Source organism: Streptomyces sp. NPDC006332 (assembly GCF_040612855.1).
GTDB lineage: Bacteria > Actinomycetota > Actinomycetes > Streptomycetales > Streptomycetaceae > Streptomyces.
This window is the reverse complement of sequence record NZ_JBEXRA010000057.1, coordinates 1-14045: the sequence shown is the minus strand read 5'-3', so window position 1 is coordinate 14045 and position 14045 is coordinate 1. Positions and strand designations below refer to the sequence as shown.

Sequence of the window (14045 nt, the reverse complement as noted above, 5' to 3'; positions counted from 1 at the left end):
ATGGCCGGCGTGACCGCCCGGGACCGATGCCTTTCGGACCGACGCCCGCACCTGAAGGAGAAGACTCCATGTCGCACCCGCCCGTGCCACCCGAGCCGCATGGCCAGCCGCAGCAGCAGTCCGGGCCGTACGGGCAGCAGTATCCGCATCAACCCGGGCCGTACGGGCAGCAGTACCCGCACCAACCCGGGCCGTACGGGCAGCAGTACCCGCACCAACCCGGGCCGTACGGGCAGCAGATACCGCAGGGTGGGGGGTACGGTCCGCACAATCCGTACGCGCAGCCCTACCCGCAGCCTCCCTTGCAGCCCCCGGTACAGACTGGCCCCGGTGGCCCCGGTGGCCCGGGCGGCCCCGGTGGCAAGCGGCGGCGTCTCGTTGTCGTGCTCGGGTCCGTGGTCGCCGCCCTCCTCGTGATCGGCGCAGGCGCCGTCGCCCTGCTGAGTGGTGACCAGGGTTCCGAGCGGGCCCACGGCACAACGACCGGCGCACCCCGTTCGGCTTCCCCGAAGCCCACCGGCACCAAGGGCACGGAACTGTTCCAGGTGGCCGCACCCAAGGAGGGCGAGGACGAGTACGTGCAGACGCCCGGCGCCTGGGTCACCTCCCGCTACTTCGCGTCCGGCGAGAAGAACGCCGTCACGGGCTACGACGTGGCGACCGGCAGACGCGCGTGGACCATCCCCCTGCCCGGCGGCCTGTGCGGAGCCTCCCGCGACATCACCAGCAGCGGGCTGGTCGCCGTCGTCTTCCACGCGACGAAGGACACGCACGACAGCCTGTGCTCCCGGTTCGCGGTGATCGACGTGAACAAGGGCGCCACGGTGTGGGAGAAGCCGATCGAGGACAAGAGCATCAGCCTCGGTCTCGGCCTGAACGTCGCGGTCAGCGACTCGGTCGCGGCGGCGGGCTGGCCCAGCGGATCGGCCGGGTTCAAGACATCCAGCGGCGCCCCGCTCTGGGGCGCCCCCGCTCAGGGATGCGCCCAGGAGGAACACCTCGGCGGGCGGAAGCTGCTCACTCTCGCGTACTGCCAGACCTCCGCGGGCATGCGTTTCCGCGTCGGCGAACACGACCCGCGGACCGGAAAGGCGACCTGGACCTACCACGTTCCGAAGGTCAGGGGCGCCTGGCTCATCTCCAGCGAACCGCTCGTGCTCGGCCTGGTGCAGAGCGAGGACGGCCTCGACGCCGAGCAACTCGTGACCGTCTCCGACCAGGGAAAGGTGGAGTCCACCGTCGAACTCGGGGACGACTACGTCGCCGGCTGCGGTGATACCGGCGCCTGCGCCGCCACCGTCGTCGCGGGCAACACCGCCTACATCGCCACCGACCCGCACAGCTACACCACGGGCAACAAGATCACCGCCTTCGACCTGCGCACGGGCAAGCCCCTGCGGTCCTTCGACGCCACCGACAAGTCGACCTGGGTGCCACTGCGCGCCGACGGCAAGGCCCTCATCGCCGTCCAGACGGCCGAGCCCACGACGCCCGCCCGTGTCTTGCGCCTGGACCCGGCACCGGCCAGGTCACCAAGCTGCTGGAGATGCCCAATGAACTGGCCGTCAACAGCATGCTGCACTCGATGATCAGCAAGGACGGCGAGGACCCGGCGCGGTACGAGGACGGCCGACTCTTTCTGCATGACGCCGGCGGCTACCAGGCGGCCGTCAACCCGATGACGCTGGCCTATTCGAACCGGTGAAACCGTCCCGGTCGTCGTACATGCGCCGGTCGCGTCTCGCACCAGGTTCGGTGATCCATTCCCTCGCAATCGTGAACATCCCTGTATCGGCTGGCATATTCGATTTGCTCCGCTTTACGTTCCGCGGCGGAGGTGGTTCAGATGATCGAACCCAGCAAGCACCAGCCCGACCCTCGGGTACAGCGCGACGCGATCGACGTCAGCGACTTCGTCTACGCGGCCACGGGAGCCCGCGTCCGAAGGCTGACGATGCCGGACGGGACACACTGGTTTCCGGCGGTGGATGTCTGCAAGGAGTTGGGGTACACCACCCCTCGAAAGGCCCTGCTCGACCACGTCCCAGAGGAGCATCGAGAGATTCTCGAGACAGTGACTGGAGGTCACTGTCTCAGCATTCCCGCAGGTCGGGAGTGGCGCCGAGACTTGCGTCTCATCAACCTTCAGGGCCTCATCCTCCTCGTCAACGGCTGCACCAAGCCCACCTGCGCCCCCTTCAAACAATGGGTCGCCGAGGTGATCGAGACGGTCCAGCGGGAAGGCTCCTACGCCCTCGATGAGGCCGAGGTGCAGCCCGTCGACCCGGCCGCACCGGTCGTGTACGCGATGCCGGATCAGGTCGCGGAGGCCATCGTCCGGCTCGAGACGCACAACCTTCAACTGGACGAGGAGCTTGCGAACGCGCAGCATGCATCGCTCGCGCTGCAGAAGGAAACGGTGACCCTGCACAAGGAAACGGTGACCCTGCAAAGGGAGGTGCTGGCCACGCAGAAGGCCACGCTCGCCGTACAGCAGGCCATGGTCCGGGCGATGGAACGCATCGCGGACCGTCTCGACGCGCTCGTCCTCGAACGCCGGGCGCCGGGCGGACGCCTCACGGTACTGCCCACCACGGAGTCCCTGCTGGCCGACTGGCGGCACCGGCTGTCCGTGACGGAGGACGTGTGGACAGTGGCCGTGGTGATCGCCCCGGTCCTCGTGGAAGAGGGTGAACTCCGCGAGCCGCTCGCAACGATCGCGGCCCGTACGGGGCTTCCGGTGCGCCGCGTCAACGAATGCCTCCGCCTGCTGCAGAAGCACGCTTGCATCCGCTCACAGGGCGGTACGGAGGACGGGGCGCCGGTGTACGTCCTGAACCAGGCCTGACAGGTCTGAGAGAGAAGGACGGCTGAGGGAAGGACGGCGGGAGAAGGACGGAGGGGGCGGTCGCAAACCAAAGTTGCGGCCGACCCCTCCGAGCCCCCGAGATTACCCTGTGACGCGCATCACGCCCAACTGATCAACCTCTTCGGCTGTTCCAGAATCGCCGCCACGTCCGCCAGCACCTTCGACCCCAGCTCCCCGTCCACCAGACGGTGGTCGAAGGAGAGGGCCAGCGTGGTGACCTGACGGGGCTTCACCTTTCCCTTGTGGACCCACGGCTGAAGCTTGATCGCGCCGACCGCGAGGATCGCGGACTCGCCGGGGTTGAGAATCGGCGTGCCCGTGTCGACGCCGAAGACGCCGACGTTGGTGATCGTCACCGTGCCGCCCTGCATCGCGGCGGGCGATGTCCTGCCCTCACGTGCCGTCGAGACCAGCTCGCCGAGGGCTTCCGCCAGTTGCGGGAGCGTCTTGGCCTGCGCGTCCTTGATGTTCGGCACGATCAGGCCACGCGGGGTGGCCGCCGCGATACCGAGGTTCACGTAGTGCTTGACCACGATCTCCTGGGCCGCCTCGTCCCAGGACGCGTTGACGTCCGGGTTGCGTTTGATCGCGACCAGCAGGGCCCTGGCGACCAGCAGCAGCGGGTTGACCCGCAGGCCCTGGAGCTCCTTGTCCTGCTTGAGCTCCTCGACCAGCTTCATCGTCCGGGTCACGTCGACCGTCACGAACTCCGTGACATGCGGCGCCGTGAAGGCCGAGCCGACCATCGCCGCGGCCGTCGCCTTGCGGACGCCCTTGACCGGGATGCGGGTCTCACGGGCGGTGTCGTACGTCGGCGCCGGAGCCGGTGTCCGAACACTGGTGGGCGTCTCGACAACCGGCTCGGGAGTGGGCGCCGGCGCCACCGCCGCGTGCACGTCCTCCCGGGTGATCACGCCGTCCGGGCCGGACGGGACGATCGTCGCCAGGTCGACGCCCAGGTCCTTGGCGAGCTTGCGCACCGGCGGCTTGGCCAGCGGACGCGGCTTCACGGCGGCGGCAGTGCCGTGGCCGTTCAGCTCCGCGTGGTGCGCCGCCGGCGCCTCCTGGACCTGGACCTCCGGGCCCTTGCGGGGGCGGCGCTTGGTGGAGGACGTCGCCACGCCGTAACCGACGAGCACCGGCTGACGGCCGGAGCCCGCCGAGCTCTTCTCCTCGGTCTTCCCGGCTGAGGACTTCTGCTCGGCGGGCTTCTGCTCCGCGGAGGCCGGAGTCTCCACCGAGGCGGAAGCCGCAGCCGGGGCCGGGGCCGACGCCGCCGAGCCCGACGCCCCGGCCGGAGCCGCGCCGCCCGCGACGTCGACCGCGATGATCGCCGTGCCCACGTCCACCGTGCTGCCCTCGGCGAAGCGGAGTTCCCGCACGACCCCGTCGTAGGGGATCGGCAGTTCCACGGCCGCCTTCGCGGTCTCGACCTCGCAGACCACCTGACCGTCCGTCACCGTGTCGCCGGGCTGGACGTACCACTTGAGGATCTCTGCCTCGGTGAGCCCTTCGCCCACGTCCGGCATCTTGAACTCGCGTACGGACGCTTCCGTCATCGTCGTCACGACCCTCTCCTCAGTACGCCAGGGCACGGTCGACGGCGTCGAGCACCCGGTCCAGACCCGGCAGGTACTCCTCCTCCAGACGCGCCGGCGGATACGGGGCGTGGTAGCCGCCGACCCTCAGCACCGGGGCCTCCAGGTGGTAGAAGCAGCGCTCCGTGATCCGGGCGGCGATCTCCGCGCCCGAGCCGAAGAACACCGGCGCCTCATGGACCACCACCAGGCGGCGGGTCTTCTCCACCGACGTCTGGATCGAGTCGAAGTCCAGCGGCGACACCGAGCGCAGGTCCAGGACCTCCAGGGACTTGCCCTCCTCGGCGGCGGCGTCGGCCACCTCCTGGCAGAGCTTCACCATCGGGCCGTAGGCGACGAGGGTCAGGTCAGTGCCCTGGCGGACCACCCGCGCCTTGTGCAGAGGTCCGGGGATCGCCTCGGCGTTGACCTCGCCCTTGTCCCAGTAGCGCCGCTTCGGCTCGAAGAAGATCACCGGGTCGTCGCTCTGGATGGCCTGCTGCATCATCCAGTACGCGTCGGACGCGTTCGAGGGGGAGACCACCTTCAAGCCCGACACATGCGCGAAGAGCGCCTCAGGGGACTCCGAGTGGTGCTCCACCGCGCCGATGCCGCCGCCGTACGGGATACGGACGACGACCGGGAGCTTGACCTTGCCGAGGGAGCGGGCGTGCATCTTCGCGAGCTGCGTGACGATCTGGTCGTACGCCGGGAAGACGAAGCCGTCGAACTGGATCTCCACGACCGGGCGGTAGCCGCGCAGGGCGAGGCCGATCGCGGTGCCGACGATGCCGGACTCGGCGAGGGGGGTGTCGATGACGCGGCTCTCGCCGAAGTCCTTCTGCAGGCCGTCCGTCACCCGGAAGACGCCGCCGAGCTTGCCGACGTCCTCGCCCATGACGAGGACCTTGGGGTCGGCCTCCAGGGCCGCGCGCAGCGACTCGTTGATCGCCTTGGCGATCGCCATGCTCTTCGCGGTCGCCGCTGTGGACGTCACGGTTGTGGCCATCTCAGTTTCCCCCCTCGGTGTCCGCGAACGACGCCTGGTAGGCGGCGAACTGCGCTCGCTCCTCGTCGACGAGCGCGTGCCCGTCCGCGTACACGTTCTCGAAGATGGCGAAGTGGTCCGGGTCCGGCATGGCGCGGACCGCTTCGCGCACTCGCCTGCCCAACGCCTCGCTCTCCGCCTCCAGTTCCGCGAAGAATCCCTCGTCCGTGTGGTTTGAGGCCTCCAGGTAGCGGCGAAGGCGCAGGATCGGGTCCTTCGCCTCCCAGGCCTCACGCTCCTCGTCGGCCCGGTACTTGGTCGGGTCGTCGGAGGTGGTGTGGGCGCCCATGCGGTAGGTGAAGGCCTCGACCAGGGTCGGCCCCTCGCCGCTGCGGGCGCGCTCCAGCGCCCACTTGGTGACCGCGAGACAGGCCAGTACGTCATTGCCGTCGACGCGGACGCCCGGGAAGCCGTAGCCCTGCGCGCGCTGGTAGAGCGGAACACGGGTCTGCTTCTCGGTGGGCTCGGAGATCGCCCACTGGTTGTTCTGGCAGAAGAACACCACGGGGGCGTTGTAGACCGAGGAGAAGGTGAAGGACTCGGCGACGTCGCCCTGGCTGGAGGCACCGTCGCCGAAGTAGGCGATGACCGCGGAGTCCGCGCCGTCCTTGGCGACGCCCATCGCGTAGCCCGTGGCGTGCAGCGTCTGGGAGCCGATGACGATGGTGTAGAGGTGGAAGTTGTTGCTGTTGGGGTCCCAGCCGCCGTTGTTCACGCCACGGAACATGCCGAGGAGGTTGGTCGGGTCGACGCCCCGGCACCAGGCGACGCCGTGCTCGCGGTAGGTCGGGAAGACGTAGTCGTCCTCCCGGGTGGCGCGGCCTGAGCCGATCTGGGCGGCCTCCTGGCCGAGCAGGGAGGCCCACAGGCCGAGCTCGCCCTGGCGCTGAAGCGAGGTTGCCTCGGCGTCGAAGCGACGGGTGAGCACCATGTCGCGGTACAGGCCGCGGAGGTCTTCGGGGGTGATGCCGGCGACGTACTTGTCGTAGTCGGCGTTCTTGACGCGCTTGCCCTCGGGCGTCAGCAGCTGGACGAGCCCGGGCTCGCCACTTGGCGAATTCTTTGCGGTCGCCGAGGGCTTCTTGGCGGTCGTTCGTTTGCCGGCCGTGCTCTTAGTACCGGTCGTACCGGTCGTACCCGCGCTGCGTCGCGGTGTGCGCGCGGCAGTGCTCTCCACGGTCACGTGTGCTCCTCCGTCGGTCCGGCTACCCGGGTTCGCCGGGCGCCAGTGCGGCTCGCCCGCTGCCTCACGAGCGCACGGGGTGGGTGCGGCTCGTTCGGAACGGGCGTGACAGGTTGCCCCGGCGAGCGCCCTGCACCAAGGCACGTTACCCAGTGCTCCACAATTCTGTGAAACCCCTCCTGACCTGCGTTTTTGCTTGGATTTCCAAGTAAAAATCGCAAAACCGGGAACAGTTCCTGGTCACAGCCTTGCAGGGGGCCGGAACAACGGCACGTTATCCCGGTGACCCAGCTCACGGGAAGAGTCACCGAGGGCGGGTCCACAAGCCCTGCGCGAAACCCACCGCTTGCGCGAATCAGGGAGAACCGCATATTTCCCCCTGGTCGGCCTACAGCCATATGGTGACCCGCCGGGTCGCGCACGAACACCTGCCCGACGTGGCGACATGGGGTCGTCGAACAGACAGTCGGCGAGCTCGGCGCGGCGGCCGACGCGACGGCACGGATCCGGCCATCCGGGGGATCGGCCGCGGGGGCCGTGAGGGGCGGTACCGCCAACAGGTCAGGTCGGCGCGAGGTCGGCGCCGGGGCCCGAGGCCCTTACTTCCAAGGAAGAAGGCACTTCGAGCTCATCCTGTGACCGAAAGCGACTGTCTGTGACAACGCCCAGCTCAGGGGCCCCGTGAGTGCCCTAGCATCGGGCAGCGTGCCGCGCTCTTGTGTACCACCCCCCACGCCCTACGAGCCCCCGTTGGGCGCCCTCCTCCGCCAGTACGCCGCCGGGTCCGCCCTCACCTGCGAGCCCGTCGTCCAGGGGCTGCTCAACGGCGGCTACCGCCTGCGCACGACCCGCGGCCGCTACTTCCTCAAGCACCACTTCGACCCCGAGACCGCCGCCCCGGACGCGATCGCCCGCCAGCACCGGGCCACCCAACGTCTCGCCGACCTGGGCGTCCCGGTGGCGCCCCCGCTCACCGGTCGCGACGGTCGCACCTTCGCGATCGTCGGCGGCCACGCCTATGCCCTCCACCCCTGGATCGACGGTTGCCACCGACACGGCGGTCAGCTCACCACCGCGCAGTGTGCGCGGCTCGGGTCTCTGCTCGGGACGGTGCACGCGAGTCTGGAGCACGTGATGCCGACGCAGACACCGACACAGACACGCGCCCGCACGACGGGGTGGACGCCGGTCCAGAGCCCGGGTACGCGTGCGTACGGCCGCTTCCCCCCGGCCCCCGCGGCACGCGTCCCGGGCCCCCGCCCGTCCACCGGACCGCCGAACCACGGCAACGACAGGCGTGCCTCCCGTGCGACGGCGTACCGCGGCGACCCACGTCTGTCGGCGCCGTCCCCGGGGGCCCAGGGCGCTCCCGTACCGCCCGCGCCGATCCTCCCGGCCGCCGGGCCACCCACGTCGTCCCCGTACGTCTCCGGACCGTCCGCCCCCGGCCCTCGCCCGCTGAGCGCCGACCCCGCCGACACCTTCACCCTCATCGACGAGCTGCTCGGCCGCGTGCACCGGCACCGGCCCGCCGACTCCTTCGACGAACTGGCCCGCTACCGGCTCCTGGAGCGGCGGGCGCTGCTGGAGCGGCACGCCGACCGGCGTCCTCCGCGCGGCGCCTCGGTGGGCTGGGTGCACGGGGACTTCCACCCCTTCAACCTGCTCTACAAGGGGGACGCCCCGGCGGCGATCGTCGACTGGGACCGCCTCGGCGTGAAACCCCGCGCGGAGGAGGCCGTACGGGCCGCCGCGATCTTCTTCGTGCTGCCCGTCGGCGCTCTCGACCTGCCGAAGGTACGGGCCTACGCACGCGCGTACCGGCGTACGGCCGGCGCCACGCCCTCCCAGCTCGCGGCCGCCGTGCATCGCGTGTGGTGGGAGCGGCTGAACGACTTCTGGATGCTGCGCTGGCACTACGAGCGCGGCGACACCCGCGCGGACCCCCAGTTCCCGGCGGCCTCGGCGCTCGCGGTGTGGTGGACCGGGCAGTACGACGCGGTGTGCGACGCGTTCACGGACTGAGCAAGGCGACGCGGTCACGGACCGAGGACAGACGCGGTCACGTACCGGGGACAACAGCACGCGCGCGTGGAGCCCGTTTCCGGGTCGCACGCGCGCGTGATGTGTCCAGTCGGGTGCCGCGGGTCGGGCGGTCAGGTCCCGCCGTCGCCACCCTCCGTGCCGCCCAGGGCGCCAGAAACGGTGCCGCCGCTCGGATCCGGCGGATCGGCCGTCGGTTCGTCCGTGGGCTCCGCGGTCGTCGGATTCCCGGTCGGGCCCGCGGTCGTCGGGTTGTCCGTCGGATCGGCGGTCGGGTCCTGGGTCTGCGGCTGTGTCGGGGTGTAGGACGGCGTGTACGACGGCGTGTAGTCCGGACCGGAGCCGGTGCCCGTGCCTCCGCCCGTGCCGTCGTCCGTGTTCGTGTCGGTGGGCTCTTCGCTCGTGTCTTCGCTCGGTGTCTCTTCGGCCGTCTTCTTGTCGGTGGTCTTCGACGTGGTCGGCGACGTACTGGTGCTGGGTTCCTGGCTCTCCCCGTTGCCGTTCTGGAGCGCCAGCGCCACACCCGCCGCGATGGCGATCACCGCGAGGACGGCGAGGATCCACAGCTTGCCGCGGCCGCCGCCCCGGTTGCCGTTCCCCTCGAAGCCGCCGTCGTCCCTGCTGCCGTAGCCGGAGGGCAGGATCTGCTGCGGGATCTGCGCGGTGCCGGAGGCGTCACCGGGGTGCGGCATCACGGAGGTGCCGGCGAGGCCTGCCGCCGGGGTGCTCCGGCCGTCGTGCACGGCGACGTGACCGGTGTTCCAGGTACCGGTGTGGCCGCCCTGCTCGTACAGCATCTGCAGGCCGTACTGGACCAGGCCGCGCATCTCCTCGGCCGTCTGGAAACGGTCGTCGGGCTCCTTGGCGAGGGAGCGCATGACAAGACCGTCGAGCTCGGGCGGGACGGCGTCGGAGACCTCCGACGGGGGCTTCGGAATGTCCTGGACGTGCTGGTAGACGACCGACAGCGGGGTCTCGCCGGTGAACGGCGGCCGCAGCGCGAGGAGTTCGTAGAGGAGGCAGCCCGTCGCGTAGAGGTCGGAGCGGTGGTCGACGGCCTTGCCGAGCGCCTGCTCCGGGGAGAGGTACTGCGGGGTGCCCATGACCATGCCGGTCTGGGTCATCGTCGTGGACGCGCCGTGCAGCGCGCGGGCGATGCCGAAGTCCATCACCTTCACGGCGCCGTTGTGGGTGATGATCACGTTGGCCGGCTTGATGTCGCGGTGCACGATGCCGTGCTGGTGCGAATACGCGAGCGCCTCCAGGACACCCGAGACGATGATCAGGGCCTGCTCGGGCCCGGGCGCCTCGGCGTTCAGGAGCAGATCGCGGATCGTGCGCCCCTCGACGATCTCCATCACGATGTACGGCACTGACTGGCCGCCGACGAAGTCCTCGCCGGAGTCGTACACGGCGACGATCGCGTGGTGGTTGAGGCCCGCGACGGACTGGGCCTCGCGCGTGAAACGCGCCTTGGAGGTCGGGTCCTCGGCGAGGTCGGCACGCAGCAGCTTGACCGCCACGGTGCGTCCGAGACGTACGTCCTCGGCCGCGAACACCTCGGCCATGCCGCCCCGGCCGAGTCTGCGGGTCAGCCGATATCGGCCGTCCCCGACCAGTCCGCCGTTCCCCCACATTTCCGGCGCGTCTGACATCCCGCCGCCAGTCGCCTCGGGGTCGGACGGGCCCTGAGCGCGCTGCTGCTGTGCCATCAGTCCTCGCCGTCGTTTCTGCCCGCGGTGCGCGCGGTGTTGTTACGGGTCTCCGTCGGCCACGCTACAGCCTCCGCGCAAGCCGCCGATCCGGGAAGACCCCGGGAACCGGCCCGACGCGGACCGGCCATCAAACCGTTATCAAGTGCCGACGTGCAAATTGTGTGTACCGGCCGTACGCCAGCTGTAACGCTTGCGCGACCTTTCTCTCTCGTACGGTCACGGAACGGGCACCGCGCTTGACGTGTCCGTGCCCTCCGGCAGACTTGGCCGTAAATGCACTTTGGATCAACGGCACGCATCGGCGCATGAGGGCCTACGGGGGACGCAGAGAGATGAGCCAGGACGGCGCTCAGGGCCGGTACGCGGGGCGTGCGATCGCCGGCGGCCGCTATCAGCTGCGCGACTTGCTCGGTGAGGGCGGCATGGCCTCGGTGCACCTCGCGTACGACTCCGTGCTCGACCGGCAGGTCGCGATCAAGACACTTCACACCGAGCTCGGTCGCGAGCAGGCCTTCCGTGAGCGCTTCCGCCGCGAGGCCCAGGCCGTGGCCAAGCTCACGCACACCAACATCGTCTCCGTCTTCGACACCGGTGAGGACGCTGTATCCGACAGCGGCTCCGCCGCGGGGTCCGGCACGCCGATGCCGTACATCGTCATGGAGTACGTCGAGGGACTGCCGCTCGGTTCGGTGCTGAACACGGACGTGCGGCAGTACGGCGCGATGCCCGCCGACAAGGCGCTGAAGATCACCGCGGATGTGCTGGCGGCGCTGGAGATCAGTCACGAGATGGGCCTGGTCCACCGGGACATCAAGCCGGGCAACGTGATGATGACCAAACGCGGGGTCGTCAAGGTGATGGACTTCGGCATCGCGCGCGCCATGCAGTCCGGCGTCACCTCCATGACCCAGACCGGCATGGTCGTCGGCACCCCGCAGTACCTCTCCCCGGAGCAGGCGCTGGGACGCGGCGTCGACGCCCGCTCCGACCTCTACTCCGTCGGCATCATGCTGTTCCAGCTGGTCACCGGGCGGCTGCCGTTCGACGCGGACTCGCCGCTTGCGATCGCGTACGCGCACGTCCAGGAGGAGCCGGTGGCTCCTTCGTCGATCAACCGCGCCCTGCCCCCAGCGGTGGACGCGCTGGTCGCCCGCGCGCTGAAGAAGAATCCCAACGAGCGTTTCCCGAGCGCTGAGGCCATGCGCGACGAGTGCCTGCGCGTGGCCGCGTCCTTCCAGCCCGCCGCGCCGAGCATCGTGCCGGGCACGCCGACGCAGAGCGGCGCGGGCGTCGGTTCCGCGGTGTTCCCGCCGGTCGACCAGACGCCGCCGCACCAGGGCAACGTACAGACGCCGTACCAGCCGACGCCGAATCCCTACGGCGCCCCGGCCCCGTCGGCGCACTCCCCGGCGTACGGCTATCCGCATCAGCACGGTTACCAGACGCCGGGCCCGGCCGGGTACGCCCCGCAGCAGGGCCCGTCGACGCCACCGCCGTACAACCTCACGCCGCAGACGGCGGTCGGCTCCCCGGGTGGCGGCGGCAAGGGCAACAAGCCGGTGATCATCGGTTCGATCGTCGTCTCGCTGGTCGCCGTCGGGGGACTGATCGCGGCGCTGATGATGAACAGTGGCGGCAGTGAGGACGCGGGTGGGGACACCAGCGCCAGCCCGTCCGCCTCGGCGACCAAGGCGGCGGGCTACCGCGGGCCGGACACGACGAAGACGATCGAGACGACCGAGTGCAGCGAACCGGAGGAGTCGTACAACGACCCCAAGCAGGTGCGGATGCCGAACTTCCAGTACAAGAACTGGGACTCGGTTCTGGCATGCCTGAAGGCGGCGGGCTGGAACTACACCACGAACGAGGTGGACGAGAACACCTTCGGTGACGGCGCCGTCATGAAGCAGTTCCCCGAGAAGGGGACCGACTTCGATCCGAAGAAGCCGCCGAAGATGCAGTTCGACGTGTCCACCGGCAACCCCTCCTGATCGCGGGGACGCAAGGGGGCGGAGGCAGCCGCGGACAGGTAGGGACAGGCAGGGGCAGGCCGAAGATCAAGGGCCCGGCAGCACTGGCTGCCGGGCCCACTTCATAGGTACGAGCGAAGTTGGTTACGGGTACGGCCGATTTACGGGTACGGCCGCTTACCGGTCAGCCGCTTATCGGTTCAGCCGTTTACAGGTACGGCCCGCCCGAGCGGCCGCCCGCGCGCGGGTCGTCGGTGTCCTCGTGGCCGCCGACGCCCGGCGGGAGGGCCCGGCGCATCTGCTCCAGCTGGGCGCGGGCCGCCATCTGCTGGGCGAACAGGGTGGTCTGGATCCCGTGGAAGAGTCCTTCCAACCACCCGACCAACTGCGCCTGCGCGATCCGCAGTTCCGCGTCGCTCGGGGTCGAGTCGTCCGTGAAGGGCAGGGAGATCCGCTCCAACTCCTCGACGAGCTCCGGAGCCAGACCGTCTTCCAGTTCCTTGACCGAGCTGGCGTGGATCTCCTTGAGCCGCGCCCGGCTCGCCTCGTCCAGAGGTGCCGCGCGGACCTCTTCCAGCAGCTGTTTGATCATGCTTCCGATCCGCATGACCTTCGCCGGCTGCTCCACCATCTCCGTCACCGGCACCTCGCGGGAGTCCTCGTCGCCTCCGCCGCCGAGAGCCATTCCGTCCTGACCCAGGACCAGGATCTGAGGGTTCTCCGGCGACCGTTCGTTCCTCGGCATCTCCATGCCGCCATTGTCTCGCACCGCTCCATCTCATCAGCGTGGTGCCCCCGAAAAGGACTGATCCACCTTCTCCGGCCGTTGTCGTCCCCTTGGTCCAACCCAGAATGCCCGCTCAGTCACCAAAAGTCATGATTGTTCCGTGACTTCATGGGTGCGGGCGACGGTACTGCTCATTGCCGTGGGGACGGGCACCCCCATCGCTCCCCCGGTCCCCTCACCGTTCGCCTCCCCCTCAGGCTCCGCCTCCGCCTCGCCCTCCGGTTCCGCCCCCGCCTCGTCCTCCGCCGCTGCCTCCGTCCACCCGTCGGGCTCCGTTCCCGCACACGGGCCGCCGCGTGGCACCGCCTCGGCCTCCGTCGTTCCGTCTCCCTCCCCAGCCGCGCCCTCGCTGGCGGGGAGCAGGGCGGGCGAGGGGCGGGAGCGGCCGGGGCGGCGGGAGCCGGTGGACTCGGAGCCGGCGGAACCGGCCGCGGTGGAACCAGACGCAGAGGAAACGGACGCGGAGGAACCAGACGCGGAGGAATCGGACCCGGCACGGGAGGACGGTGAGGTCCAGGACGCCGAGGAGGGCGTGGACGGCGACCTCGACGGCCAGGCGGACGGTGGGGTAACCGCCGTACCGCAGGCTTCTCGGGAGCCCACCCGCGTGCCGTCCGTGGAGCCGACGCGGGGCGTGGGCCGGGCCGATGGGCGTCCCGCCGAGCCCCGACTGCGGTTCCTGCCCCTGGGCGGTGGGCTGATCCTCGTCGGGCTCGGCCTGGGACTCGCGTTCATCGCGCTCCGGGTCCGGCGGGGGACCTAGGTGTATTGATCACGAGCGTTGTTAACGCTGGCCGGGCTTGATCATGGCGAAGGCCTCCGTGTGTGGTGGAGGTGTCGAATCTTCACCGCA

10 protein-coding genes are annotated in these 14045 nt (G+C 69.9%); 5 read left to right on the top strand and 5 right to left on the bottom strand.

Annotated elements, in window-relative coordinates; all coding sequences use genetic code 11:
- The first annotated feature begins 68 nt into the window (after positions 1–68).
- Positions 69–1589, top strand: coding sequence for a PQQ-binding-like beta-propeller repeat protein (locus ABZ027_RS35510; protein WP_356775722.1), 1521 nt, complete (start codon positions 69–71; stop codon positions 1587–1589).
- Positions 1590–1846: 257 nt separating this feature from the next.
- Entirely contained in the window at positions 1847–2848 is a 1002-nt protein-coding gene (locus ABZ027_RS35505; protein ID WP_356775720.1) for a Bro-N domain-containing protein, read from the top strand.
- A gap of 119 nt (positions 2849–2967) precedes the next feature.
- On the opposite strand, the gene ABZ027_RS35500 is transcribed toward ABZ027_RS35505, so the two are convergent.
- From ABZ027_RS35500 to pdhA, 3 genes are read right to left on the bottom strand one after another with little or no spacing between them, the layout of a single operon-like run.
- Positions 2968–4437 carry a dihydrolipoamide acetyltransferase family protein gene (locus ABZ027_RS35500; protein ID WP_356775718.1) on the bottom strand — a complete coding sequence of 490 codons (1470 nt, stop codon included), beginning with the start codon at positions 4435–4437 and terminating at the stop codon, positions 2968–2970.
- Between the two features lie 10 nt (positions 4438–4447).
- Complete coding sequence (locus ABZ027_RS35495; protein ID WP_356775716.1) at positions 4448–5455, bottom strand: alpha-ketoacid dehydrogenase subunit beta; 1008 nt, start codon at positions 5453–5455, stop codon at positions 4448–4450.
- A 1-nt stretch (position 5456) separates the two neighbouring features.
- Positions 5457–6677 carry a pyruvate dehydrogenase (acetyl-transferring) E1 component subunit alpha gene (gene pdhA / locus ABZ027_RS35490; protein ID WP_356775714.1) on the bottom strand — a complete coding sequence of 407 codons (1221 nt, stop codon included), beginning with the start codon at positions 6675–6677 and terminating at the stop codon, positions 5457–5459.
- Between the two features lie 705 nt (positions 6678–7382).
- Here pdhA and ABZ027_RS35485 point away from each other — a divergent pair.
- Positions 7383–8702, top strand: a complete 1320-nt coding sequence (locus ABZ027_RS35485; RefSeq protein ID WP_356775712.1) for a phosphotransferase — start codon at positions 7383–7385, stop codon at positions 8700–8702.
- A 131-nt stretch (positions 8703–8833) separates the two neighbouring features.
- Here the strand turns inward: ABZ027_RS35485 and ABZ027_RS35480 are convergent, their stop codons facing one another.
- The gene (locus ABZ027_RS35480) at positions 8834–10432 is read right to left on the bottom strand and encodes a protein kinase (protein ID WP_356775710.1); all 1599 of its coding nucleotides are present in this window, start codon (positions 10430–10432) and stop codon (positions 8834–8836) included.
- Between the two features lie 335 nt (positions 10433–10767).
- On the opposite strand from ABZ027_RS35480, the gene ABZ027_RS35475 reads away from it, so the two are divergent.
- Complete coding sequence (locus tag ABZ027_RS35475) at positions 10768–12426, top strand: protein kinase (RefSeq protein ID WP_356775708.1); 1659 nt, start codon at positions 10768–10770, stop codon at positions 12424–12426.
- A 187-nt stretch (positions 12427–12613) separates the two neighbouring features.
- Here the strand turns inward: ABZ027_RS35475 and ABZ027_RS35470 are convergent, their stop codons facing one another.
- Entirely contained in the window at positions 12614–13156 is a 543-nt protein-coding gene (locus tag ABZ027_RS35470; RefSeq protein WP_356775706.1) for a bacterial proteasome activator family protein, read from the bottom strand.
- A gap of 469 nt (positions 13157–13625) precedes the next feature.
- Here ABZ027_RS35470 and ABZ027_RS35465 point away from each other — a divergent pair, with 469 nt between their 5' ends.
- Entirely contained in the window at positions 13626–13955 is a 330-nt protein-coding gene (locus ABZ027_RS35465) for a hypothetical protein (protein ID WP_356775704.1), read from the top strand.
- Positions 13956–14045: the final 90 nt, after the last annotated feature.